The sequence below is a fragment of the Pseudomonas sp. GW821-FHT07B01 genome (assembly GCF_059419065.1).
Genome location: NZ_JBWKRA010000012.1, coordinates 51687 through 77281 on the forward strand (window position 1 = coordinate 51687; position 25595 = coordinate 77281).

22 protein-coding genes are annotated in these 25595 nt (G+C 61.6%); 13 read left to right on the forward strand and 9 right to left on the reverse strand.

The features are described from left to right. Positions 1-153: 153 nt before the first annotated feature. From adeC to AC07S6_RS15095, 3 genes are read right to left on the reverse strand one after another with little or no spacing between them, the layout of a single operon-like run. On the reverse strand, positions 154-1611 hold the full coding sequence (gene adeC, locus AC07S6_RS15085) for an AdeC/AdeK/OprM family multidrug efflux complex outer membrane factor (protein WP_495112559.1): 1458 nt from the start codon (positions 1609-1611) through the stop codon (positions 154-156). Further along, entirely contained in the window at positions 1608-4769 is a 3162-nt protein-coding gene (locus AC07S6_RS15090) for an efflux RND transporter permease subunit (RefSeq protein ID WP_057975640.1), read from the reverse strand. Before AC07S6_RS15090 ends, adeC begins: the two co-directional genes overlap by 4 nt. Positions 4770-4772: 3 nt before the next feature. After that, on the reverse strand, positions 4773-5921 hold the full coding sequence (locus tag AC07S6_RS15095; RefSeq protein ID WP_034125974.1) for an efflux RND transporter periplasmic adaptor subunit: 1149 nt from the start codon (positions 5919-5921) through the stop codon (positions 4773-4775). A 265-nt stretch (positions 5922-6186) separates the two neighbouring features. Here AC07S6_RS15095 and AC07S6_RS15100 point away from each other — a divergent pair, with 265 nt between their 5' ends. Beyond that, entirely contained in the window at positions 6187-6819 is a 633-nt protein-coding gene (locus tag AC07S6_RS15100) for a TetR family transcriptional regulator (RefSeq protein WP_014717304.1), read from the forward strand. A gap of 342 nt (positions 6820-7161) precedes the next feature. Here the strand turns inward: AC07S6_RS15100 and AC07S6_RS15105 are convergent, their stop codons facing one another. The 3 genes from AC07S6_RS15105 to AC07S6_RS15115 are packed head-to-tail and all read right to left on the reverse strand — an operon-like array spanning position 7162 to position 9741. Continuing rightward, positions 7162-8217, reverse strand: a complete 1056-nt coding sequence (locus AC07S6_RS15105; RefSeq protein WP_197880246.1) for an alkene reductase — start codon at positions 8215-8217, stop codon at positions 7162-7164. A 28-nt stretch (positions 8218-8245) separates the two neighbouring features. Beyond that, positions 8246-9412 carry an MFS transporter gene (locus AC07S6_RS15110; RefSeq protein ID WP_197880245.1) on the reverse strand — a complete coding sequence of 389 codons (1167 nt, stop codon included), beginning with the start codon at positions 9410-9412 and terminating at the stop codon, positions 8246-8248. Positions 9413-9429: 17 nt separating this feature from the next. Next, positions 9430-9741, reverse strand: a complete 312-nt coding sequence (locus tag AC07S6_RS15115; protein WP_003189349.1) for an ArsR/SmtB family transcription factor — start codon at positions 9739-9741, stop codon at positions 9430-9432. 155 nt (positions 9742-9896) lie between these two features. Between AC07S6_RS15115 and AC07S6_RS15120 the strand changes: the two genes are divergently transcribed. Then, complete coding sequence (locus tag AC07S6_RS15120; protein ID WP_197880244.1) at positions 9897-10475, forward strand: acyl carrier protein phosphodiesterase; 579 nt, start codon at positions 9897-9899, stop codon at positions 10473-10475. A 119-nt stretch (positions 10476-10594) separates the two neighbouring features. Here AC07S6_RS15120 and AC07S6_RS15125 read toward each other — a convergent pair whose 3' ends face one another. Together AC07S6_RS15125 and olsB are read right to left on the reverse strand one after the other, a co-directional pair. Further along, complete coding sequence (locus AC07S6_RS15125; protein WP_495112560.1) at positions 10595-11386, reverse strand: lysophospholipid acyltransferase family protein; 792 nt, start codon at positions 11384-11386, stop codon at positions 10595-10597. Then, the gene (gene olsB / locus AC07S6_RS15130) at positions 11386-12141 is read right to left on the reverse strand and encodes an L-ornithine N(alpha)-acyltransferase (RefSeq protein ID WP_003189352.1); all 756 of its coding nucleotides are present in this window, start codon (positions 12139-12141) and stop codon (positions 11386-11388) included. Before olsB ends, AC07S6_RS15125 begins: the two co-directional genes overlap by 1 nt. Before the next feature lie 184 nt (positions 12142-12325). On the opposite strand from olsB, the gene AC07S6_RS15135 reads away from it, so the two are divergent. From AC07S6_RS15135 to AC07S6_RS15170, 8 genes are all read left to right on the forward strand, one after another. Then, a complete protein-coding gene (locus AC07S6_RS15135) occupies positions 12326-13399 on the forward strand; it encodes a serine hydrolase domain-containing protein (protein WP_495112561.1) in 1074 nt (357 codons plus the stop codon). Beyond that, positions 13396-13710 carry an amidase gene (locus tag AC07S6_RS15140; protein WP_495112562.1) on the forward strand — a complete coding sequence of 105 codons (315 nt, stop codon included), beginning with the start codon at positions 13396-13398 and terminating at the stop codon, positions 13708-13710. The genes AC07S6_RS15135 and AC07S6_RS15140 overlap by 4 nt, the downstream gene beginning before the upstream one ends. A 254-nt stretch (positions 13711-13964) precedes the next feature. Beyond that, positions 13965-15140, forward strand: coding sequence for a M20 aminoacylase family protein (locus AC07S6_RS15145; protein WP_495112563.1), 1176 nt, complete (start codon positions 13965-13967; stop codon positions 15138-15140). Between the two features lie 58 nt (positions 15141-15198). Continuing rightward, positions 15199-16509, forward strand: a complete 1311-nt coding sequence (locus AC07S6_RS15150) for a citrate-proton symporter (protein ID WP_098952492.1) — start codon at positions 15199-15201, stop codon at positions 16507-16509. Beyond that, positions 16506-17948 carry an amidase gene (locus tag AC07S6_RS15155; protein WP_495112564.1) on the forward strand — a complete coding sequence of 481 codons (1443 nt, stop codon included), beginning with the start codon at positions 16506-16508 and terminating at the stop codon, positions 17946-17948. The genes AC07S6_RS15150 and AC07S6_RS15155 overlap by 4 nt, the downstream gene beginning before the upstream one ends. 64 nt (positions 17949-18012) lie before the next feature. After that, positions 18013-18771, forward strand: a complete 759-nt coding sequence (locus tag AC07S6_RS15160; protein WP_495112565.1) for a helix-turn-helix domain-containing protein — start codon at positions 18013-18015, stop codon at positions 18769-18771. Between the two features lie 211 nt (positions 18772-18982). Next, a complete protein-coding gene (locus tag AC07S6_RS15165) occupies positions 18983-19564 on the forward strand; it encodes a YceI family protein (RefSeq protein WP_495112566.1) in 582 nt (193 codons plus the stop codon). 1 nt (position 19565) lies between these two features. Continuing rightward, positions 19566-20723: a phospholipase D-like domain-containing protein gene (locus AC07S6_RS15170; RefSeq protein ID WP_495112567.1), complete on the forward strand. Its 1158-nt coding sequence runs from the start codon at positions 19566-19568 to the stop codon at positions 20721-20723. A 145-nt stretch (positions 20724-20868) separates the two neighbouring features. Here the strand turns inward: AC07S6_RS15170 and bglX are convergent, their stop codons facing one another. Further along, complete coding sequence (gene bglX / locus AC07S6_RS15175) at positions 20869-23160, reverse strand: beta-glucosidase BglX (RefSeq protein ID WP_495112568.1); 2292 nt, start codon at positions 23158-23160, stop codon at positions 20869-20871. A gap of 241 nt (positions 23161-23401) precedes the next feature. Here bglX and AC07S6_RS15180 point away from each other — a divergent pair, with 241 nt between their 5' ends. The 3 genes from AC07S6_RS15180 to AC07S6_RS15190 are packed head-to-tail and all read left to right on the forward strand — an operon-like array spanning position 23402 to position 25406. Next, complete coding sequence (locus AC07S6_RS15180; protein WP_014717327.1) at positions 23402-24013, forward strand: LemA family protein; 612 nt, start codon at positions 23402-23404, stop codon at positions 24011-24013. Between the two features lie 18 nt (positions 24014-24031). Then, on the forward strand, positions 24032-24757 hold the full coding sequence (locus AC07S6_RS15185; protein WP_495112569.1) for a TPM domain-containing protein: 726 nt from the start codon (positions 24032-24034) through the stop codon (positions 24755-24757). A gap of 31 nt (positions 24758-24788) precedes the next feature. Beyond that, complete coding sequence (locus AC07S6_RS15190) at positions 24789-25406, forward strand: TPM domain-containing protein (RefSeq protein ID WP_044272726.1); 618 nt, start codon at positions 24789-24791, stop codon at positions 25404-25406. Positions 25407-25595 lie beyond the last annotated feature (189 nt).

Sequence of the window (25595 nt, forward strand, 5' to 3'; positions counted from 1 at the left end):
TGCAGGTGGCGGCCATGGTGCGCGGCGGTGCGGGGGCGATGAAAGTAGGGGAAGGTGGGTTGTGGGCGATGATCGAACGCAAGTTGTAAGGGCAACAATGCAGGCATAAAAAAACCGCTTCCGGTGAGGGAAGCGGTTTTCACACCCGCGCTATCAGAACAACTTCAACGGCGGTGCTTCTTCTTTCAATGGCTCGTTCTTCGCAGTCTGCTCGTTCCAGCCACCGCCGAGGGCCTTGTACAGGTTGACCTCGCTGGTGAGCTGCGCCAGGCGATCGGTGATCAGCGATTGTTGGGCACTGAACAGTTGGCGCTGGGCGTCGAGGAAGGTCAGGTTGCTGTCGACACCAATGCGGTAGCGACGCTCGGCCAGGCGGTAGTAATCCTGGTTAGCCTCGACGAAGCCGCGTTGGGCATCCAGTTGCTGCTTGTAGGTCGCACGCGCGGCCAAGCCGTCGGAGACTTCCTGGAAGCCGGTCTGGATGGCCTTCTCATAGTTGGCCACGTTGATCTCTTTCTGGATCTTCGAGTAGTCCAGGCTTGCGCGCAGGCTACCGGCGTTGAAGATCGGGATGTTGATCTGCGGGGCAAACGCCCAAGTACCCGAACCGCCTTTGAACAGGCCACCCAGGGTAGGGCTGGCAGTACCGGCGCTGGCGGTCAGGCTGATGCTCGGGAAGAACGCCGCACGGGCCGCGCCGATGTTGGCGTTGGCGGCCTTGAGGTTGTACTCGGCTTGCACGATGTCTGGGCGACGTTGCAGCAGGTCCGAGGGCAACCCGGCAGGCACTTCGCTGAGCAGGTCATCGGACAGCGGTTTGCTGGCGATATTCGCCGGCAGGCCGGTGCCCAGCAGCAGGGTCAGGCTGTTTTCGTCCTGGGCCACCTGGCGGGTGTAACGGGCCAGTTGCACACGAGCGTTTTCCACCGAGGTGCGTGCCTGGCTGAGGTCGAGGGCCGAGGCCACGCCGACTTCATTGCTGCGCGAGGTGAGCTTGTAGCTTTGCTCGAACGCGGCCAGGGTGTCCTGGGTCAACTTGAGCAGCTCCTTGTCGGCCTGCCAGGTCAGGTAGGCATTCGCCACGCTGGCCACCAGGCTGATTTGGGTGCTGCGACGTGCTTCTTCAGTGGCGAAGTACTTCTGCAGCGCTTCTTCACTGAGGCTGCGCACGCGACCGAACAGGTCCAGCTCATAAGAGCTGATCCCAAGGCCCGCCGAGTACTGGCTGGCGATGGTCGATTCGCCGGTCTGCGACAACTTGGCCGGGGTGCGCGAACGGCTGCCGTTACCGGTGGCCGACACGGCCGGGAACAGGTCGGCACGCTGGATTTGATATTGCGCTGCATAGGCGTCGATGTTCAGCGCCGCGACACGCAGGTCACGGTTGTTCACCAACGCGGTCTGGATCAGCTGTTGCAGGGCAGGGTCATGGAAAAACTGCTTCCAGCCTTGCTCGGCAGCGGCCTGGCTCGGCGCCTGGGCCGACGAATACGCCGGCCCCTGCGGGAACTGCGCGGCCACCGGCGCATCGGGGCGCTGATAGTCAGGTATCAGCGAGCAGCCACTGAGCACGAATGCGGTGACGGCTAGGGAAAGTAGCGACTTGCTCATTGGCCAGCCTCTTTAGGAGTTTCAGTAGTGTCTTTCTTTTTGCGTTCGCCAGCGGCGGATACCGTTGCGTAGAACAGCGGGACCCAGAAGATCGCCAGAACAGTGGCCGTGATCATACCGCCGATCACGCCGGTACCGATCGCATGCTGGCTGCCTGAGCCGGCGCCCGTGGAGATCGCCAGCGGCAATACGCCGAGCATGAACGCCAACGAGGTCATGATGATCGGGCGCAGACGCATGCGGGACGCTTCGATAGCCGCCTCGACAATGCCTTTGCCTTGCTCGTGCAGTTCCTTGGCGAACTCAACGATAAGGATGGCGTTTTTCGCCGCCAGGCCCACCGTCACCAACAGGCCCACCTGGAAGAACACGTCGTTGGACAAGCCGCGCATGCTGGTGGCGATCAACGCACCGATCACACCCAAAGGTACAACCAGAATCACCGCGATCGGAATAGACCAGCTTTCGTACAGTGCTGCCAGGCACAGGAACACAACCAGCAGCGACAGTGCGTACAGCGCTGGCGCCTGGGAACCGGAAAGGCGTTCTTCGTACGACAGGCCTGTCCAGGCATAACCGATACCGGCCGGCAGTTCTTTGGCAATGCGTTCGACTTCGGCCATCGCATCACCGGTACTGTAGCCCGGTGCCGGGGTACCGAGGATTTCCATCGCCGCTACACCGTTGTATCGCGAAAGCTTGGGCGAACCGTAGATCCACTTGCCCGACGAGATGGCCGACAGCGGCACCATTTTCCCGTCGTTGCTGCGCACGTACCATTTGTCCAGGTCTTCGGGCGACATCCGGCTGGCGGCGTCACCTTGTACATACACCTTCTTCACGCGACCACGGTCGATGAAGTCGTTGATGTAGCTACCACCCAAGGCAATGGCCAGGGTCTGCTGGATATCGGCGAGGCTGATGCCTTGGGCACTGGCCTTCTCGTCGTCAACGGTCAGCTCGTACTGCGGCTCATCGTTCACGCCGTTAGGGCGCACGCCGGCCAGCACCTTGCTTTGTGCCGCAGCGCCCAGGAACTGGTTACGTGCAGCCATCAGCTTGTCGTGGCCGACGCCACCCTGGTCTTGCAGGAACACGTCGAAACCGGTGGCGTTACCCAGCTCCAGCACCGAAGGCGGCACGATGGCGAAAACCATGGCGTCCTTGAAGGCCCCGAAGAAGTAACCCTGGGCACGCTTGGCCACTTCGAACACCGACTGGCTCGAATCACGCTCATCCCACGGCTTGAGCATCACGAACGCAAGCCCGGAGCTCTGGCCACGACCGGCGAAGTTGAAGCCGTTCACGGTAAACACCGACTTCACCGCCTTGCCTTCGCCTGGCTCGCCTTCCTTGTCGTTCAGCAGGAAGGCGCGCATGTCGTCGACGACTTTCTGCGTGCGCTCAGCCGAAGCACCGACCGGTGTCTGCACCTGGGCGAAGATCACACCCTGGTCTTCCTCAGGCAGGAACGCGCTTGGAATACGGGTGAACATCCAGATCATGCCGGCCAGGATCAGCGCGTACACCAGGAATGCCGGGATCTTGTGCTTGATCATGCCGCCCACGCCGCGCTCGTACTTGAGTACGCCACGGTCGAAGGTGCGGTTGAACCAGCCGAAGAAGCCGCGCTTGGGCTGGCCGTGTTTTTCCGGATCAATCGGCTTGAGCATGGTGGCGCACAAAGCCGGGGTGAAGATCAGGGCAACCAGCACCGACAACGCCATCGCCGAAACGATGGTGATGGAGAACTGCCGGTAGATCACACCGGTGGAACCACCGAAGAATGCCATCGGCAGCAGTACCGCCGAGAGTACCAGGGCAATACCCACCAGGGCGCCCTGGATCTGGCCCATGGACTTGATCGTTGCTTCCTTGGGCGACAGGTGCTCCTCGGCCATTACCCGTTCGACGTTTTCCACTACCACGATGGCATCGTCCACCAGCAAACCGATGGCCAGGATCATGCCAAACATGGTCAAGGTGTTGATGGTGAAGCCGCACGCCGCCAGGATCCCGAAGGTACCCAGCAATACCACCGGTACGGTCATGGTGGTGATGATGGTGGCGCGGAAGTTCTGCAGGAACAGGAACATCACCAGGAACACCAGCACGATCGCTTCGACCAGGGTGTGAACCACACCGGAGATCGATTCGGTCACGACCGGCGTGGTGTCATACGGCACCACCGCCTTCATGCCTGGCGGGAAGAACGGCTCCAGGGACTTGACTGTTTCGCGGATGGCCTTGCCAGTGTCCAGTGCGTTGGCACCGGCCGCCAGCTTGATCGCCATACCCGAAGCCGGCTTGCCGTTGAACTGTGCACTGATGCTGTAGTTCTGGCCGCCCAGTTCGATGCGCGCGACGTCACCCAGGCGAACCTGGGAGCCGTCGGTGTTCACCTTCATCAGAATCTTGGCGAATTCCTCGGTGCTTTGCAGGCGCGTCTTGCCGATGATCGTGGCGTTCAGCTGGGTGCCGGGCAGGGCAGGCAGGCCGCCCAGTTGGCCGGTGGCCACCTGCACGTTCTGGGCCTTGATGGCATTGCTGACGTCCACTGGCGTTAGCTGGTAGTTGTTCAGTTTGGCCGGGTCGAGCCAGATACGCATGGCGTACTGCGAACCGAACACCTGGAAGTCACCCACCCCCGCGGTACGGGAGATCGGGTCCTGGATGTTGGACACGATGTAGTTGGAGAGGTCGTCCTTGGTCATGCTGCCGTCTTCCGACACCAGACCGATCACCATCAGGAAGTTCTTCACCGACTTGGTCACACGGATACCCTGTTGCTGCACTTCTTGCGGCAGCAGTGGGGTGGCCAGGTTCAGCTTGTTCTGTACCTGGACCTGGGCGATATCCGGGTTGGTACCCTGGTTGAACGTCACGGTGATGGTCATGCTGCCGTCGGAGTTACTGTCCGAGGAGACATAACGCAGGTTGTCGATACCGTTGAGCTGTTGCTCGATCACCTGCACCACGGTGTCCTGCACGGTTTGTGCGGAAGCACCTGGGTAGGTCACCTGGATATCAATGGCCGTTGGCGCAATGGCCGGGTATTGGTTGATGGGCAACTTCAGGATCGAGAGTGCCCCGACCAGCATGATCACCAGGGCAATTACCCAGGCGAAAATGGGACGGTCGATAAAAAATTTCGACATGGATTACTCCCCTTGACCAGCAGCGGCAGCAGGCGCTGCGGCAGTACCGGCGGGTTTAGCGTTGGAGGCTTCCGTGACCTTCACCTCGGCGCCTGGCTTGACGTACTGCAAGCCTTCGGTGATGACGCGATCACCGGCATTGAGGCCTTTTTCCACCAGCCAGTAGGCACCGGCGGTACGGTTGGCAACCAGTTCGCGTTGCTCGACCTTGTTGTCCTTGTTCACGATCAGCGCCGTCGGAATGCCGCGCAGGTCACGGGTCACGCCTTGTTGCGGAGCCAGGATGGCCTTGCTGTTCACACCGGCCAGCAACTGGGCGTGTACGAACATGCCCGGCAGCAGCACGTGGTCAGGGTTGGGGAACACGGCACGCAGGGTCACGGAACCGGTGGTCTGGTCGACCGACACTTCGGAGAACTCCAGCTTGCCGTCCTGGGCGTAGGCCGTGCCGTCTTCCAGGGTCAGCTTGACCTTGGCAGCGTTGTCGCCGGCTTTTTCCAGTTGGCCACTGGCCAGATCGCGACGCAGCTTGAGCATTTCAGCTGAAGATTGCGTGACGTCGACGTAGATCGGGTCCAGTTGCTGGATCACCGCCATGGCGTCGGCCTGGCCATTGCTGACCAGTGCGCCTTCGGTGACCGAAGAACGGCCAATACGCCCGGAGATCGGCGCGTACACCTTGGTGTAGCGCACGTTGATCTGGGCGGTTTGCACGTTTGCCTCGGCAGTCATGCGGTTGGCGACGGCAGTGTCGTATTCCTGACGGCTGACGGCTTGTTCATCGACCAGTTGCTTGTAGCGATCGGTGATGGACTTGGTCTGGGTCAGGCTCGCCTGTGCGCTTTTGAGCGTGGCTTCATACACCGACGGGTCGATCTGGTAGAGCTGTTGCCCTTCCTTCACGTCGGCGCCTTCCTTGAACAGGCGCTTGAGAATGATGCCGTTGACCTGCGGCCGAACTTCCGCAATGCGGAAGGCCGTGGTGCGGCCTGGCAGCTCGGTGGTCAGGGTATAGGCTTGCGGTTGAATGGTGACCACGCCGACCTGAGGGGTTTGAGCGGGCGGTGCCGCTTCTTCCTTTTTACATCCGCTGAGCAGCGATGCCAGGGCGACGGCAGTGACCAGAGCGGTAACAGCTGGCTTAAGTTGCATGAAGATCCTCGGGTCAGGCGCGCAAAGTGCGCACAAGAAGTGTGGAAGGGTAAAAAACAAGCCGTGAGTGGATAAGTAGCTTGCTACGCAATATACTTACGTTCATGGTTGTTTGTAAACTCTTGACAGGCTTCGCGCAATGCTGACAAAGCACCGCTGCAAGCCTCGATTCTAGTACGTTCGGCGCCCATGACGGCGTCGTCCCACAATTATTCAGATGATGGTCAAGTACCATCCACAGTGTCCTGATTGAGGTTTTACTGCCATGGTTCGTCGCACCAAAGAGGAAGCTCAGGAAACGCGCAGCCAGATTCTCCAAGCCGCCGAGCAAGCCTTTTATGAGCGTGGCGTGGCGCGCACCACCCTGGCGGACATCGCCGCGCTGGCAGGGGTGACGCGCGGGGCTATCTATTGGCATTTCAGCAATAAGTCCGATTTGCTCCAGGCCCTGCTCGACACGCTGCACGAACCGCTGGACGAACTGGCCCGGGCGAGTGAAAGCGAGGATGAAGCCGACCCGCTCGGCTGTATGCGCAAGCTGCTGATTCATCTCTACCACGAAGTGGCTCTGGACCCGAAAACCCGGCGCATCAACGAGATTCTGTTTCATAAGTGCGAGTTCACCGATGAAATGTGCGACATGCGCCGCCAACGCCAGACCCACAGCCTGGAATGCAACCTGCGTATCAGCCTGACGTTGCGTAACGCGGTCAATCGCGGGCAACTGCCTGAAAATCTTGACACCACCCGTGGGGCTGTCTGCATACATGCCTTCATCCACGGTTTGATCGGCCAGTGGCTGCTGGTCCCCGATAGCTTTGAACTGCACCAGGACGCCGAGCGCTGGGCTGACATAGGGCTGGACATGCTGCGCCTGAGCCCCAGCCTGCGCAATTGAAACAAAATGCGTAATTGCAACCCGTTGTGTCAACAGTAAAGCCTAAGGATGGTCAATCGTCCTTTGGCTGATTTGTGGGGTGACTTTATATACGGCCTGGCGGGCGGTTGATAGGTAGCCGGCTAAGTATTTTGTAGCGATATTGTTGCCGTTCTGTGAAGCGATGTTTCCAGGGGGGCTACAGACAGGCACAAATGTGGGAGGGGACTTGCTCCTGACACTGTAGGAGCGAGCTTGCTCGCGAAAAACTTCAACGATAACGCGTGCTTCCTGAGTGAACGCGGCGCCTGTTAGTTTCTCGCGAGCAAGCTCGCTCCTACAGCATTGGGTTTGCGGGTTAGGTTAGATCGGCAGCGTCGGGTAGTCGATGTAACCCACCGGGCCTTTGCCATAGAAGGTCTCAGGGTGAGGCTCGTTCAACGGCGCATCGGCCTTCAGTCGCGCCGGCAGGTCCGGGTTGGCGATGAAAGGAATACCAAAGGCCACTGCATCCGCCTTGCCCGCCGCCAGCCAGGCATTGGCGCTGTCTTTGGTGAAGCGTTCGTTGGCGATGTATACGCCGCCGAAGGCTTTTTTCAGCTGTGGGCCGAGGCTATCCGCACCTTCTTTTTCGCGGGAGCAGATGAAGGCGATGCCGCGCTTGCCCAGTTCGCTGGCGACGTAGGTGAAGGTCTCGGCGAGGTTGTCGTCACCCATGTCATGCGCGTCAGCACGCGGTGCCAGGTGCACCCCCACGCGGCCGGCGCCCCAGACTTCGATGGCGGCGTCGGTGACTTCCAGCAACAGGCGCGCACGGTTTTCCAGGGAACCGCCGTACTGGTCGGTGCGCTGGTTGGTGCTGCTTTGCAGGAACTGGTCGAGCAGGTAGCCGTTGGCGCCGTGGATTTCCACGCCGTCGAAACCGGCGGCCTTGGCGTTCTCGGCGCCGGTGCGGTAAGCGTCGACGATGTCGGCGATTTCAGCGGTTTCCAGGGCGCGCGGGGTAGGGTAGTCGGCCAGCGGGCGAACCAGGCTGACGTGGCCTTTAGCCTGGACTGCACTCGGGGCCACCGGAGTTTCGCCGTTCAGGTAGGACTCGTGGGAAATCCGGCCGACGTGCCACAACTGCAGAAAGATCTTGCCGCCCGCGCCGTGCACGGCCTTGGTAATGTTGGCCCAGCCGCGCACCTGGTCGTTGGACCAGATGCCGGGGGTGTCCGGGTAGCCCACGCCCATCGGTGTCACGGAAGTGGCTTCGCTGAGGATCAGCCCGGCGGAGGCGCGTTGCACGTAGTACTCGGCCATCAGCGCATTGGGCACGCGGCCGGCATCAGCACGGCAGCGGGTCAGCGGCGCCATGATGATGCGGTTCGACAGTTGCAGGTCGCCCAGTGTGATCGGATCGAAAATAGTCGTCATGGGAAAAACACCTTCTCTTTCAAGTTGATCAGTGGGTCGCGGGGGCCAGGTCGGCATTGGCGCCCTGACGGAAAGTGATCAGGGTCACCAGCAGCGCGAGAATCGCCAGTGCGGCGGCCGCCAGCGGCACGCTGGTCAGGCCGAAGCCGTGGGCAATCACGCTGCCGCCGACCCAGGCGCCAAGGGCGTTGCCAATGTTGAAGGCCCCGATGTTCAAGGTGGACACCAGGTTCGGCGCGGCCTTGCCGAAGGTCACCACGTTGATTTGCAGCGCCGGCACGGCGGCGAACGAGGCAGTGGCCCACAGGAACAGGGTGATTTCAGTCGGTATCACCGCAATGCTGGTCCAGCTCAGCACCGTGGACACCACCGCCATGCTGATGAACACGCCGATCAAGGTGGCCGCCAGGCGTTTGTCCGCCAGCTTGCCGCCGATGATGTTGCCCACGGTGAGGCCCAGGCCGATCAGCAGCAGGGTCCAGGTCACGCCTTTGGGCGACACGCCAGTGACATCGCCCAGCAGCGGCGCGACGTAGGTAAAGAGGGTAAACATGGACGCGGCAAAAAGCGCAGTCATGCTCAGCGACAACCAGATACCAGCACCCTTGAGGGCGGCCAGTTCGGCGCGCATGTCGAGTTTTTCTTCGTCACGCTTGGCGGGCAGGAAGCGAATAAGGCCGATCAAGGCAATCACGCCAATCACGGTCACGGCCCAGAAGGTCGAGCGCCAGCCGGCTTCCTGGCCCAGCGCCGTACCCAGGGGCACGCCCAGCACGTTCGCCAGGGTCAACCCGGTGAACATCAGCGCCACCGCCGACGCACGTTTGTTGGCCGGCACCAGGTTGGCCGCCACCACCGAGCCAATCCCGAAGAAGGCACCGTGGCACAACGCTGTGACCACACGGGCAAACATCAGCACGTTGTAGTCGCTTGCCAGGGCACAGAGCAGATTGCCGATAATGAAAATACCCATCAACGCTACCAGCGCCGCCTTGCGTGGCAGCCTGGCGGTGGCCAGTGCCATGAACGGTGCGCCGATGGCCACGCCCAGGGCGTAGCCGGTGACCAGCCAGCCGGCGCCGGGAATCGACACACCCAGGTCCGCCGCCACATCGGGCAGCAGGCCCATGATGACGAACTCGGTGGTGCCGATGGCGAAGGCGCTCAGGGCCAGTATGAGTAGCGAGAGTGGCATGGGCGTGTCCTTGATGATTACGGTGCGCTGAGTTCGGTAATGAGCGCAGTGAGAAAGGCTTGGATCACTTCCTCATTGCGCTTGAAAAAGTGCCACTGTCCAGCCTTCTGGCTGCTGATCAGACCCGCCCGTTGCAAGGTGGCCAGGTGCGCCGACACCGTCGACTGGGACAAGCCGCAGCGCTGGTCGATCTGCCCGGCGCAGATGCCGTATTCGTGGTTGTGCAATTGCTCGGGGAACTGCACTTTCGGGTCTTTGAGCCAGGTGAGGATGTCTCGTCGTACTGGGTGCGCCAGGGCTTTTATTATTTCGTCGAGGTCGATGGACATGGCAGGGTGCTCGGTGTCGTAAAGCGTTATATCGCGATGAGGCGAACTTTAAATCGTAATATCCCGATATACCAATATGATTTTGATCTGAGGCCAGGTCGAATCGGTATATCGGGTTATAACGATATATTGGTGGCAGTGGTAGACTGCGCGGCATGAATTATCTCGCACATCTGCACCTGGGCGGCCAACTTCCTGCGCAATTGCTGGGTAGCCTTTATGGTGACTTCGTCAAAGGCCGCCTGCAGGGCCAGTTCAGCCCGCAAATCGAAGCGGCGATCCAGTTGCATCGCTCCATCGACCGCTTTACCGATAGCCATCCGCTGGTGGGCGAGGCCTTGTCGCGCTTCAGTCTGACCCGCAGGCGCTATGCCGGGATCGTCCTCGATGTGTTTTTTGACCATTGCCTGGCGCGGGATTGGGCGCTGTATGCCGACCAGCCTCTGGAGCGTTTCACGTCCCAGGTGTATCAGGTGTTGGCGGCTGAACCCGCGTTACCGGGGCGGCTGGCGCAGATTGCGCCGTATATGGCAGCGGATGATTGGTTGGGCTCGTACCGCGAGTTTGCGGTGATGGAGCAGGTGTTGCGCGGGATTTCGCGGCGGCTGACACAGCCTGAGGAACTGGGGTACGCGATGCAGGAGTTGCGGGTTTTGTATGAACCCCTGAGTGGCGACTTTCGACTGTTCTACCCAGAGCTGCAGAAATTTGCACAATCTCACCTGACTACATGAGATCTGAATGTGGGAGCTGGCTTGCCGGCGATAGCGGCATACCGGTTGAGAATGTTATGGCTGACCCACCGCCATCGCAGGCAAGCCAGCTCCCACATTTGGATTGAGTTCACATTGCGTCAGGCTGCGAATGCAGGCCGAGCGGCCACTTGCTCGGTTTCCGGCACCGGGCCGAACAGCGCCTTCTGCACCGCTTGCTGCGCCTGATACGCCAACGCCGCACGTTCCTGCCCAGTGCAGGCAATCGGCTTGAGCACATGAATCTCTACCTCGCCCTGGTCATTGGAAAACAAGCGCATCAGGTGCGAGAGCAAATCATCATCGCCAATAAAGGGGGCCAGCGGGTCGACCTGGCCGTCGCGCAGATACCGAATCGCCACCGGCTGCAGCGACACATCCGCATCGATCGCGCTGGCCAGCAAGCGCCCGTGGAACGTGCGCAGGCCGCGACCGTCGGTGGTGGTGCCTTCGGGGAACATCAGCAAGGGGTGCTGTTGTTCCAGATGACGGGTCATCTGCTTGCGAATCAGTTGGCTGTCACCTGAACCGCGACGAATAAACAGGCTGCCAGCCTTGGCCGCCAGCCAGCCCGCCACCGGCCAGGTACGTACTTCGGCCTTGGACAAAAACGACATCGGCGCCACCATGCCCAGCAACGGGATATCCGTCCAGGACACATGATTGCTCACCCACAGCATCGGCGTTTGCGGCAACTCGCCATGCACCGTCACGCGAAAGGGCAGGGCGTTGGTCAGTCGTGCCATGAAGAAGCGCGACCAACGCTGGCGCCGCACCATCGAGTTAGCCACGCCCAGGCGCTCGAACAGGCCGAACACACTGGCCATGCTCAACCCCAGCCCCACCACCAACAGCACGCGGGCGATGCGCCCGTAAATGCGCAGGCGGTTCATCACATGGCCGCCTTGAAGTGGCGCGCGTAACGCGGGCACAACTCGTCGCGCTTGAGCAGGATAAACACGTCTGCTACCTGGAAGTCTTCATCCCAGCACGGCTCGCCGCAGATCTTCGCGCCCAGGCGCATGTAGGCCTTGAGCAGCGGCGGCATTTCGGCGATGACGTTGGACGGCAAGTCCAGGGCCGGCAGCGGTTTTTTCGGTTCGGCGCGCAGGTGTTCGTTGCACAGGTAGCGCTCGCGCAAGCGCTGCATGATCGCGTGGGCCTGGATGCCGCCGTCGTGCATCGGGATGCTTGCGCAGCCCATCAGGTAGCTGTAGCCACCCTGGTTGAGTACCTCGGCCAACTCGCCCCACAACACCGCGATGGTGCCGCCATTGCGATAGGCCGGGTCGACGCAGGTGCGGCCAATCTCCAGAATCGGGCCCTGCAAGTGCAGCAGGCCATGCAGGCTGAATTCTTCTTCGCTGTAGAACCGGCCCAGGGTGCTGGCGGCCTGGTGGTCGAGCAGACGGGTGGTGGCGACGAGTCGACCGCTGTTCAAATCCCGCACGCCGATATGGCTGCAGTGAACATCATAGTCATCCATGTCCAGACCCAGTTCCGCGCCTTTCAGCTTGGCGTTGAACTCGCCGCTGAACACGTTGAACCGCAGGGCCTGGGCTTCCTGCAATGCCTGTGCGCCTACCAGGCGTTCGGCTTGCAGACGGCGTTCATTGCCTTTGTCGCTGATGCGGGCGATCTGAGTCATAGCGAGTCTCCGGGTGCCGGCCAGGTTGCGGCCAGTCGACTTTGTTGTCCAAAGTCAGGCTATGTAGCCTCGGTGTCAGCGCCATGAAGTTACGGTGACGGTTGGATGACAGCCCCCTTGTCGCAAATCTGTCACTGGCGTGAGCTAGGCTCGCGGGCTTGAATGCCCCCTTGAGTTTGCGTCCATGGTCCGAGGCCTGTTGTGCGTTGCCCTGCTGTTTGTCACCGTGAATGCTCTCGCTGAAATCTGGCCTGAAAAGGAGTGGGCCGTGGGCACAGCCCTCTCCAGTCCTGCTGTCGATGCCCTGAACGCCTACGCTTTCCCACCCCGTGACGATGCCACCCGCAACGGTATTCGCACCGACGCGTTGCTGGTCATTCGGGATGGCGAAATCATCTATGAACGCTACGCCGCACCCACCACTGCCAGCACACCGCACCTGACCTGGTCTGTCAGCAAAAGCCTGATGGCTACCGTGCTGGGCGTGGCCTATGGGCAAGGCCGCTTCAAACTCAACGACCCCGCCGCACGTTTCTACCCGCCGATGAAGCAGCACCCCAAGGTGAGCATGGCTGACCTGCTGCACTGGGCCTCCGGGTTGGACTGGCAGGAAGACTACGAGTACGCCCCGTTGAAATCTTCGGTGGTGGCGATGCTCTACACCCGTGGCCACACCGACATGGCGCAATTCGCGGCTGATACCGAGGCCGCCGCCGCCCCAGGTCAGGCTTTCCGTTATTCCAGTGGCGACAGCACTATCCTGTCCGTCGCGCTCAAGGGCATGCTCGGCCACAAGGCCTACATGACCTACCCGTGGGACGCGCTGTTCCAGCCCCTGGGCATTCGCGACGCAACCTGGGAAACCGATGCCGATGAAACGTTTGTCGCGTCGTCCTATGCCTATCTCACAGCCCGCGATCTGGCACGAGTAGGGTTACTGATGGCGCGGGATGGACGCTGGGGCGAGCGGCAACTGCTGCCCAAGGACTGGGTCGCCTTCAACCGCCGGCCCTTCGACCGCTACAAAGCCGGCCAGGATGAAGCTGTGCCGGGCGGCCATTGGTGGCTCAACACCGGCGCCCCCCAACCCTGGCCCGACGCACCGGCCACTACCTTCGCCGCGCTGGGGCACTGGGGCCAGGCGCTGTTTGTGCTGCCCGATGAACACTTGGTGATCGTGCGTTACGGCGATGATCGGGATGGTAGTTACCGGCATAACGAACTGCTCAAACGCGTGCTGGCGGCGGTGCGCTCATGATTCGACGCCATCCGTTCATCAGCGTTTTACTGGTGTTGTTCTTTGCACTGTCGGGATGGGTTTGGCATGAGCGCGTTAACCTGCAAGCCTTCCCCGACATCATCGCGGCGTACACCGCCAAGGAGTACTGCTCGTGCCGGTATGTGGCCAACAACCCGGCGCAATATTGCCTGGGGTATGTGAAGCAGTACGTGCCCATCAGTGCGTTTATCGACACGCCTGAGCGCAGTGAAGTAACGGCGAGTGGGTTGGGGCGTACGCATACAGCGCGATGGATAGGCAACCGCCAAGGCTGCCGCCTGACTCCCTGACACACTCATTCCTCTGTGGGAGCTGGCTTGCCTGCGATAGCGCCAGGTCAGTCAACATCACTGGTGCCTGCCGCCGCCATCGCAGGCAAGCCCGCTCCTACATTTAGATTATCTGCGTGGGTTCTCGGAAAAAGAACCGGCCCTGAGGTTCCACAGGGTGGAACCACCTTTGATTGTCCTCACGCGCACATCGCGCTTAGCTGTCGATGTGTCGCCAACAAGAACGGGACCACCCGCCTGTGAGGAGAATCACCATGCGCCCGCACCAGCACATCCTGGATTGGCTCAGTGACGTTGCCAGCGACTTGCACGCTGTGCGTCACGATATCCACGCCCACCCCGAACTCGGCTTTGAAGAGAACCGCACCTCAGCGCTGGTCGCACAGTCACTCAAGGAGTGGGGTTACGAGGTGCACACCGGCATCGGCAGGACCGGTGTGGTCGCTGTGTTGCGCAATGGCAACAGCTCGCGCACGTTGGGGATTCGCGCCGACATGGACGCCTTGCCCATCATCGAAAATACCGGCGCGGCCTACACCAGCCAACATGCCGGCTGCATGCACGCCTGCGGCCATGACGGCCACACCACCATGTTGCTCGGTGCCGCGCGTTACTTGGCGGCGACGCGGCAATTCGACGGTACTTTGAACCTGGTTTTCCAACCCGCCGAAGAAGGCCAGGGCGGTGCCGAGGCGATGTTGGCGGATGGACTGCTGGAGCGTTTTCCCTGTGATGGGTTGTTCGGCATGCACAATATGCCGGGTTTGCCGGCGGGGCATCTGGGCTTGAGAGTTGGCCCGATGATGGCGTCCCAGGATTTGCTTACCGTGACCCTCGAAGGTGTCGGTGGCCACGGCTCCATGCCACACCTCACTATCGATCCACTGGTGGCGGCAGCCAGCATGGTCATGGCTCTGCAAACGGTGGTGGCGCGCAATATCGATACCCAGGAAGCCGCCGTGGTCACCGTCGGCGCCTTGCAGGCCGGCCAGGCGGCCAACGTGATTCCCCAGCAAGCGTTATTGCGCCTGAGCCTGCGCGCACTCAACCCCAAGGTGCGTGAACAAATGCTGGAACGGGTCAACGCGATCATCCAGACCCAGGCCGCCAGCTTCGGCTGCACCGTGCAGGTCGAACACCGCCCGGCCTACCCGGTGCTGGTCAACCACGCCGAAGAAACCGAATTCGCCCGTCAGGTCGGCGTGGCCTTGCTCGGTGCCGACGCCGTGGACGGCAACACCCGCACGCTGATGGGCAGCGAAGACTTCGCCTGGATGCTGCAACGCTGCCCAGGCAGTTATCTGTTTATCGGCAACGGCGTGTCGCGGCCGATGGTGCACAACCCCGCCTATGACTTCAACGACGACATCCTGCTGACCGGCGCAGCCTACTGGGGCGCGCTGGCCGAGAGCTGGCTCAAGCCGGCCTGACGACCTCTTTTTTCTGCCGCTGGACCCTTTCCCTGATCGGTTGAATGGAGTGTTCCTCATGCAGACTGCAAAACCTGGTGTTTCGCGCACCCGCCAAGTGGTGGCGGCGGTGATTGGCAACGCGTTGGAATGGTATGACTTCATCGTCTACGGCTTTCTCGCCAGTATCATCGCCCGGCAGTTCTTCCCCTCGGAGGACGAATACGCCTCGCTGCTGATGGCCCTGGCCACCTTCGGCGTGGGCTTTTTCATGCGCCCGGTGGGCGGCATCCTCTTGGGCATCTACGCCGACCGCAAAGGCCGCAAGGCGGCGATGCAGTTGATTATCCGGCTGATGACCGTGTCCATCGCGTTGATCGCCTTCGCGCCGAGCTACGCCGCCATTGGCATGGGTGCGCCGTTGTTGATCGTAGTGGCGCGCATGCTGCAGGGCTTTGCAACGGGCGGTGAGTACGCGAGTGCCACGGCGTTTTTGGTAGAGAGCGCACCGGCCCATCGCAAGGGCTTGTATGGCTCCTGGCAATTGGTAGGGCAATGCCTGGCGGTGTTCGGCGGGGCGGCGATGGTGGCGTTGGTCACGCATTTCTTTTCGCCCGAAACCCTCGACCTGTGGGGCTGGCGCCTGCCGTTTGTGCTGGGCTTGTTGATCGGCCCGGTGGGGTTGTGGATTCGTCGGCACATGGAAGACCCGGAAGAGTTCATCGAAGCGCGCAAGCAAGCCACTGGCCCGGCGCCGAGCCTCATGCAAGTGCTGCGTGAGCATCGGCGCAGTATTCTGGTGTCGATGGGGCTGGCCTGCGGCGCGACGGTGTCGTTCTATGTGGTGCTGGTGAACATGCCGACCTTCGCCCACAAGAATCTCGGCCTCCCGCTGGACCAGGTGCTGATGGTGCAGATGTTTGCGGTGGCGCTGATGACCGTGGTGATTCCGTTGTCCGGCCTGCTCTCGGATCGATTGGGACGGCGACCGGTGTTGATGGCCTTCACCCTGGCGTTCTTCGTGATGGTCTACCCGTTGTATGTGTGGGTGGCCGCCGCGCCGTCCATCGAGCGCCTGCTGGTGATGCAGGTGATGTTGTGTACGGCGATTGGCGGGTTCTTCGGGCCAGCGCCGACGGCATTGGCCGAGCAGTTCCCTATCGAGGTGCGCTCGACCGGCGTGTCGGTGGCCTATAACGTGGCAGTGATGGTGTTCGGTGGTTTCGCGCCGTTGATCGTGACCTGGCTGAGCAAGGTGCTGGGCACGCCGGTGGCGCCCTCGTTCTATGTATTGTTTGCGTGCGTGCTGACGCTGCTGGGCACTTACTGCATGCGCGAGGCACCCCGTGCGAGCAAGCCGCTGCCGTTTTCCAGAGAGGTGAAGCCTTGAGTATTGTTGATTGGGATGCCACTGAGCTGTCGCGGGCCGTTCATGGGCGGCAGGTGTCGTGCGAAGAGGTGATGCAGGCGTACCTGGCACAGGTTCAGCGCTTTAACCCTGGCGTGAATGCGCTGGTGTCGTTGCGCGACAGCGAGGCCGTGCTGGCCGAGGCGAGGGCGTGCGATCGTGAGTTGGACCAGGGCCACTCCCGTGGCTGGATGCATGGCATGCCCCAGGCCATCAAGGACCTGGCGGCCACCCGGGGCTTGCGCACCACCCTGGGCTCACCGCTGTTCGCCGAGCATGTGCCGGGCGAGGACGCCATCAGCGTGGCGCGGGTGCGGGCCAGTGGCGCGATCATCATCGGCAAGACCAACGTGCCGGAGTTCGGCCTGGGCTCCCACACCTACAACACGCTGTTCGGTACCACCGGCAACGCCTATGACCCGCGCCTGGCGGCCGGCGGTAGCAGTGGCGGAGCGGCGGTGGCCCTGGCGCTACGCATGCTGCCGGTGGCCGACGGTAGCGACATGATGGGTTCGCTGCGCAACCCGGCGGCGTTCAACAACGTGTTCGGCTTGCGCCCCTCCCAAGGACGGGTGCCCCACGGGCCGATGCCGGAACTGTTTGTGCAGCAACTGGGCACCGAAGGCCCGATGGGGCGCAGCGTGACGGATGTGGCGCGGTTGCTGAGCATCCAGGCCGGTTACGACCCCCGCACGCCGCTGTCATCCCAGGCCGATCCGGCGGTGCTGGGCCAGCCGTTGCTGCGCGACTTCAAGGGCGTGCGCCTCGGTTGGCTGGGGGACTACAACGGTTATCTGCCGATGGATGATGGCGTGATGAGCCTGTGCGAAGCGGCGCTGGATGATTTCGCCAGGTTGGGCTGTGAAGTGCACAGCTGCCAACCGGACTTTTCCATGGCGCGCCTGTGGCGCTGCTGGTTGGTACACCGCCATTGGCTGGTGCACGGCAACCTCGGCGCGGCCTACGCCAACCCGCAAAAACGCGCGTTGCTCAAGCCCGAAGCGCAATGGGAAGTGGAGGGCGGCCAGGGCTTGAGTGCCCAGCAGGTTTACCAGGCGTCGGTGGACCGCAGTGAGTGGTACCGCGCTTTGGGCAAGCTGTTCGAACGTTACGATTTCCTGCTGTTGCCCACCGCCCAGGTGTTCCCTTTCGATGCACAACAGCCTTGGCCGCGCCTCGTCGGCGGGCGTGAAATGGACACTTATCACCGCTGGATGGAGGTGGTGATCGGCCCGACCCTCGCCGGTTTGCCGAGCATGAGCATCCCGGTGGGCTTCAACCCCCAGGGCTTGCCCATGGGCCTGCAAATCATCGGCCCGGCCCAGGCCGACAGGGCCGTACTGCAATTGGCCTATGCCCATGAACAACTGACCCAATGGGTACAACGCCGGCCACCGGCGTGCCTTGCAACGACCCGTTGAGCGCTGACCGGGCCTGTATCTTGCTGTGAAAAAAGATCATCCACCGGCAACAGGGAGATCGAACATGGAGACAGGCACCGTACGCTCGGTTGAGCGCGCTCTGGCAATCGTCGAGTTGCTGGGCGAGCACCAAGCCCTGGGGCTGGAAGAACTGCACTACCTCACGCAGCTGCCCAAGGCCACGGTGTCGCGCATGTTGCTGACCTTGCAGGAACAGGGGTGGGTCTACCGCGGCCTGAGCGATCGGCGTTACCGCCTGCGTGCCCGGCGCTTGTTCGGCGATACCCAGCAACGCTTCAAGCGCCAGGTGGTGGAGAGCGCCGCGCCCTGGTTGCTGGAGCTCAGCGAGCGCACCGGGCTGGTGGTGGACTTGTCGTGTTTCGATGGTGAGCGCCTGGAGGTCATGGAGAGCGCGATCCCCCGCGTGTTGCGCAAGCTGTACCCGAACAACTGCCAGATCGTCGGCCAGTATGCCAGCCTGTTCCATTCCGCGATGGGCAAAGCCTGCTTGACGCAATTGCCGGCCGAAGAAGTAAATCGCCTGGCAGGCCGTAATCATGTGGCGGCAGACGAGCACTATCGCGCATGCGAGCAAACCCAGCACCAGGGCTTTGGCCAGCGTACCGAGGGCTATTGGGAATATCCTGTGCGTTTGCCGTTCCTGATCCGGGCGGTGGCGCTGCCGGTGCGCGCCAATGGCCGCCTGGTGGGGAGCATGGCGCTGCATTGGCCAATGCATCAGGCGCCGGTGGAGCGAGTGTTGAATTTGCATATGGGCAGCCTTGAAGAAACGATCTGCGAAGTGCAGCGAACGCTGGTTTGAAAACACAGCAAAAACCCTGTGGGAGCTGGCTTTGTGGCGAGGGAGCTTGCTCCCGCTGGGGTGCGTAGCGCCCCCAAAGAGCCGGCTCCAGCTGCGCTGTCGAACGGGAGCAAGCTCCCTCGCCACAGCAAGCCAGCTCCCACATTTGAATTTGCGCCGGTTGTGAGATTGCGCTTAAGGTTCGCCCAGGTTTTTTGCCCCATGAGTCTTTATGTTCAATGTCAAACCTCTGGTCTTCGCGCTGCTGGCCTTTGCTGCCGTGCCCGCCCACGCCGACTGGTACCTGGATAACGAATCCTCACGCCTGTCCTTCGTCACCACTAAAAATACCGAAGTGGCTGAAGTCCAGCGCTTCCTGGTATTGCATGGCAAGGTCGACGCCAAAGGTGCGGCTCGGCTGGAAGTGGAGCTGGACTCAATCAACAGCGGCATCCCGCTGCGCGACGAGCGCATGCGTAAAGAGCTGTTCGAGATCAAGACTTTCCCCGAAGCGCAGATTAGCGCACAGATCAATCTGCAGCCCATCAATGACCTGGCGTCCGGCGCGCAGTTGGAATTGCGCCTGCCCTTGAGCGTCACGCTGCACGGCAAGACCCAGACCTACAGCGCCGAACTGCTGGCCACGCGCCTGGATGAGCGGCGTTTCCAGGTGGTAACCCTGGAGCCCGTGGTGCTGCATGCCGAAGATTTCGACTTGGCGCCCGGTGTGGCTACCTTGCGTAAGGCGGCAGGGCTCAAGTCGATCAGTTTGTCGGTGCCGGTGGGTGCGGTGCTGATCTTCACGGCGCGCTGACATGAGCGGCGCGGTGTTCCCGTGGCGCAGCGCCAATCAGTTCGAATTGCTGATCGACGGGCCGAATTTCTTCCCGCAGATGCTGGTGGGCATCGCCCGGGCTGAGCAGCAGGTTGACCTTGAGTTGTACCTGGTCGAAGCCGGTGCCTGCGCCGAGGCCATGGTGCAGGCACTGGTGCTGGCCGCCGAACGCGGCGTGCAGGTGCGTTGTCTGTTTGACGATTACGGCAGCCTGGCGTTTACCTTGGGGTTGCGCAAGCGCTTGACCGATGCCGGCGTGGCGCTGCGCTTTTACAACCGCCTGAATTGGCGGCGCTGGATGCGCAACCTGTATCGCGACCATCGAAAGCTACTGCTGATCGACCAGCGCATTGCGGTGGTCGGCGGCACCGGTGTCACCGACGAGTTCTGGACGCCGGGGCAAGACACCGCCGACTGGCATGAAGTGATGGTGCAGATCAGCGGCCCGCTGGTGCTGGACTGGCAGGCCCTGTTCGACCGGCAATGGCACGCTAACGCCGCGCGCCGTGAGTGGAAACCGGCTACCCACTTTGGTTTGCCTCGCTTGCCCAAGGTGCCCGCCACCGAGCCGGGGCTGGGCCGCGTGGCGTATGCCGATGCGCGTCAGCACCGTGACATCCTGCAATCGTTGATTCGTGCTTTGAACAGCAGCAAGGGGCGTATCTGGCTGGCGACCCCATACTTCCTGCCCACCTGGAGCGTGCGCCGTGCCTTGCGCCGGGCGGCAGGGCGCGGTGTGGACGTGCGTCTGTTGCTCACCGGCCCGCGCACCGATCACCCGTCGGTGCGTTACGCCGGGCACCGTTATTACCCGCGTCTGCTGCGTTCAGGGGTGCAGATCTTCGAATACCAGCCGTGCTTCCTGCACCTGAAGATGGTGCTGGTGGACGATTGGGTGAGCATTGGCTCGTGCAATTTCGACCACTGGAATTTGCGCTTTAACCTGGAAGCCAATCTTGAAGCGCTGGACCCGGAATTGACGGCGGCGGTGGTGGGCAGTTTCGAAGCGGACTTTGCCCAGAGCCAGGCGGTGAGTCTGGAGGCATGGAAGGCGCGGCCATTGTGGCGGCGGGTAAAGCAGCGGGTGTGGGGCTGGATTGATCGGTTGGTGGTGAACCTGCTGGATCGGCGCGGCTAGTCGGGCCAACTCAATCAACTGTGGGAGCTGGCTTGCCTGCGATAGCATCACCTCGGTACACCTGACAAACCGAGGTGCCTGTATCGCAGGCAAGCCAGCTCCCACAAAAGCCAGCTCCCACAGCGACCGTGTTTACAGCTTCAGATCAGAGCAGTTCGAAGGTTTGCTGCTGCACATCCTGGGAATCCAACCCGATCTGTACATTGAACTCACCCGGTTCGGCTGCGTACTTGAGCTGGGTGTTATAGAACTTCAGGTCGTCCTCGGTGAGGGTGAAGTGCAGCGTACGCGCTTCGCCAGCCTTGAGCATGACCTTCTGGAAGTGCTTTAGCTCCTTGATCGGGCGGATCATCGAACCGGCCACGTCCTGGATATACAACTGCACAACCGTTTCGCCATCGACCTTGCCAGTGTTCTTCACGGTGACGCTGGCGTCGAGCTTGCCGGTCTTGTTCAGCGTGGTGGACGACAGCGCCATGTCCGACAGGCTGAACGTGGTGTAGCTCAGGCCATAGCCAAACGGAAACAGGGGACCGGTGGTGTCATCGAAGTACTGCGAGGTGTAGTTGCCCGGCTTGCCTGGGGTGAATGGCCGGCCTACGGTCAGGTGGTTGTAGTAAGTTGGAATCTGCCCCACCGAACGAGGGAAGGTGATCGGCAGTTTGCCCGACGGGTTGTAGTCGCCGAACAGTACATCGGCGATGGCGTTGCCGCCTTCGGTACCTGCGAACCAGGTTTCCAGGATGGCATCGGCCTGTTGGTTCTCTTCGAGAATCGACAGCGGACGGCCGTTCATCAACACCAGCACCAGCGGTTTGCCGGTGGCTTTGAGGGCCTTGATCAAGTCGCGCTGGCTTTGCGGGATGTTCAGGTCGGTACGGCTCGACGATTCGTGGGACATGCCACGGGACTCGCCCACCGCCGCGACGATGACGTCGGCGTTGTTCGCCGCCTTCACCGCTTCATCAATCAGCACCTGGGCAGGGCGCGGGTCATCCACCACTTCCGGGGCATCGAAGTTGAGGAAGTTGAGGTAGTCGAGCACCGCTTTGTCGCCGGTGATGTTGGCGCCACGGGCATAGATCACTTTGCCTTTTTCGCCGATCACGGCGTTCATGCCGTCGAGCAGGGTCACCGACTGCGCAGGCCGGCCGGCAGCAGCCCAACTGCCCATCATGTCGATGGGTGCCTTGGCCAGCGGGCCGACCAGGGCAATGGTCGCGGATTTTTTCAGCGGCAGGGTGTCGTTGTGGTTCTTGAGCAACACCAGGCTGCGGCGCGCAATGTCGCGGGCCTCGGCGCGGTGCAGGCGGCTGTCAGCGTAGGTGTCGACCGGGTCATCCTCGGCCTTGCCGATGCGCAGGTACGGGTCCTTGAACAGGCCCATGTCGTACTTGGCACCGAGCACTTCGCGCACGGCGTTGTCGATGTCGCTCTGCTGGATCTCGCCGGACTTGAGCAGCCCCGGCAATTCCTTGCCGTACAGCGAGTCGTTCATGCTCATGTCGATGCCGGCCTTGATCGCCAGCTTGGCGGCTTCACGCCCGTCTTTGGCCACGCCGTGCTTGATCAGCTCGAAGATCGCGCCGTGGTCGCTGACGGTCAGGCCCTTGAAGCCCCAGTCCTTGCGCAGCAGGTCGTTCATCAGCCAGGTGTTGGCAGTGGCGGGCACGCCGTTGATCGAGTTGAGCGCCACCATCACGCCGCCGGAGCCAGCCTTGATCGCTGCGTGGTAGGGCGGCAGATAGTCCTGGTACATCTTGACCGGGCTCATGTCGACCACGTTGTAGTCGCGCCCGCCTTCCACCGCGCCATAGAGGGCAAAGTGCTTGACGCTGGCCATTAGGCTGTCGGCATTTGCGGGGCTGGTGCCCTGGAACGCCTTGACCATGACTTCGGCAATGCGTGACACCAGGTAGGTGTCTTCACCGAAACCTTCTGAAGTGCGGCCCCAGCGCGGGTCGCGGGAGATATCGACCATTGGTGCAAACGTGATGTCGAGGCTGTCGGCGGCGGCTTCCTGGGCGGCGATGCGCCCGGAGCGGCCAATGGCGTCCATGTCCCAGCTGGAAGCCAGGGCCAGGCTGATCGGGAAAATGGTGCGGTGGCCGTGGATCACGTCGTAGGCGAAGAACATCGGGATCTTCAAGCGGCTGCGCATGGCCGCGTCCTGCATCGGACGGTTTTCCGGGCGGGTGATGGAGTTGAACGTGCCACCGATGCGGCCGGCGGCGATTTCCTTGCGGATCAGCTCGCGGGGCATTTCCGGGCCGATACTGATCAGGCGCAATTGGCCGATCTTCTCATCCAGGGTCATTTGCTTGAGCAGGTCGCTGACGAAGGCGTCCTTGTCGTTAAGCGCAGCAGGCTTTGTTTCTGCCCAGACGGGGTGAGTGGCCAGAGTGGCAACAAGGCCGAGCAAACACAGCTTTTTCATGAATATCCTTTTTCGGCTATTGCGCAGCATTCAGAGAGATGCTGTCGGCCAAAATGTGGGGAACGTCTATTGTTGTTCGGGTGTTGTTCAGATAAATGCAGCACACTCTGAACTCTTTTTCGCGCTGGGCATCTTTGTAGCTGATTGGCTCGAAGCATTCCAGTGGTGGCGGATTATGCCCCAAGCGCGTGGTTTATAGGGTTAGTCGTCACATTCCATCAGATCGGGCAGGAGAAACACTATGCAAGCAGCACACACTTATCGCTGGGGCTTCAAGGCTGCGGCGCTGTTACTGATCAGCAGCGTGCTGAGCGGTTGCGGCATCAACAACATCCCGACCCTGGACGAACAGGCCAAGGCCGCCTGGGGCCAGGTGCAGAACCAGTATCAACGCCGTGCCGACCTGATCCCCAACCTGGTGGAAACGGTGAAGGCGTATGCCGCCCACGAACAGGAAACCCTCACCGCGGTGATTGAAGCGCGGGCCAAGGCCACCTCGATCCAGGTGGATGCCAGTACCCTGGACAACCCCGAGAAGCTCAAGCAGTTCCAGCAAGCCCAGGATGGCCTGAGCGGCGCACTCAGCCGTTTGATGGTGGTGTCCGAACGTTACCCGGACCTGAAGGCCAACCAGAACTTCCTGGCCTTGCAATCGCAACTTGAAGGCACCGAGAACCGTATCGCTGTGTCTCGCCGTGACTTTATCCAGGCCGTACAGGCTTACAACACCGAGATCCGCACCTTCCCGGGCCGCCTGTGGCACAGCGTGATGTACAGCGATTTGCCGATCCGCGCCACGTTTGAAGCCACCAGCGCCGATGCCGATAAAGCGCCGCAAGTGAAGTTCAAATAAGGCTGCACTGAGGTGTCGATGCGTTTATTACGGATAGGCCTGGCGCTGTGGCTGTTGGCCTGCGTGGGCGTGGCCCAGGCGGCACTGAGCTTCCCGGCGCTGACCGGGCGGGTGGTGGACAGCGCGCAGATGATCGACCCGGCGGTGCGCGAGCAACTGACCCAGCAATTGCAGGCGCTGGAGCAGACCTCGGGCGACCAGCTGGTGGTGGTCACCGTGCCCGACCTGCAAGGCGTGCCTATTGAGGATTACGGTTATCAATTGGGCCGCCAGTGGGGCATTGGCCAGAAGGGCAAGGACAACGGCGCGCTGTTGATCGTCTCCCGTGATGACCGCCAATTGCGCATCGAAGTCGGCTATGGCCTGGAAGGCGTGCTGACGGATGCGCAATCCTGGGTGATCATCAACCAGGTGATCCTGCCCAAGTTCAAGGTCGGCAATTTCAGCCAGGGCATCAGCGACGGCGTGGCCGCGATGATCCAGGTGGTGGGCGGTGAGCCCTTGGCGGTGCCGGCCCATGTGGCGGATGCGAACTTCGCCATGGATAATCCCGGGTTTTCCATCGGCCTGTTTATTCTGCTGATCGGCGTGCTGTGGCTGTGCAATCGCATGGGCTTGCCGGTAGGCGCTATCCTGCTGGCGATTCTCAACAGCAGCGGGCGCGGTGGTGGCGGCGGCGGTGGCGGTGGTTTCCGCGGCGGCGGCGGTGGTTTTGGCGGTGGCGGGGCTTCGGGCAGTTGGTAATGACAATAACGAGAATAGAGCATCTACAACCATGGCATTACTGACTGAACACGAGCAGCGCCAAGTCGCCGAAGCGATCGCCCGGGTCGAGAAAACCACCGACGCGGAGTTGGTCACCGTGCTGGCGGCGCGCGCCGACGACTACGCCTACATTCCGTTACTGTGGGCGAGCTTGATCGCGTTGGTGGTACCGGGCGTGGTGCATTACCTGTCGGGTTACCTGACCATGTACACCTTGCTGGTGGCGCAGTGGGCGACGTTCATTGTGCTGTGCCTGGTGTTCCGCTTGCCCAAGGTCACTACTCGGCTGATCCCGCGTTCGGTACGCCACTGGCGTGCGTCCAACCTGGCGCGGCGGCAGTTTCTGGAGCAGAACCTGCACCACACGGTGGGCAGCACCGGGGTGCTGATTTTTGTCAGCGAGGCTGAGCGTTATGTGGAGATCCTGGTGGATGAGGGGATTTCCAAGCGCCTGGATGACAGCAATTGGGACGCCATTGTCCAGGCGTTTACCCAGCAAGTTAAACAGGGGCAGACGCTGGCCGGGTTCATCGCCTGCGTTGAAGCCTGTGGCGAGTTGCTCAAGGTGCATGTGCCCGTTACCCAAACCCGCAACGAACTGCCCAATCGCCTGGTTGTACTCGAATAACTGCTTTCTGTGGGAGCCGGGCTTGCCCGCGATGGCATCGCCTCGGTTTGCCTGATTAACCGAGTTGCCTGCATCGCAGGCAAGCTCGCTCCTACACAAGGCAGCATCCTTATTCGGGTTGATTGACCGTTGATCAAATAACCCCGTGCCCTGAACCCCCATCCCGCCTAAAATGCCCGGCATTCTTTA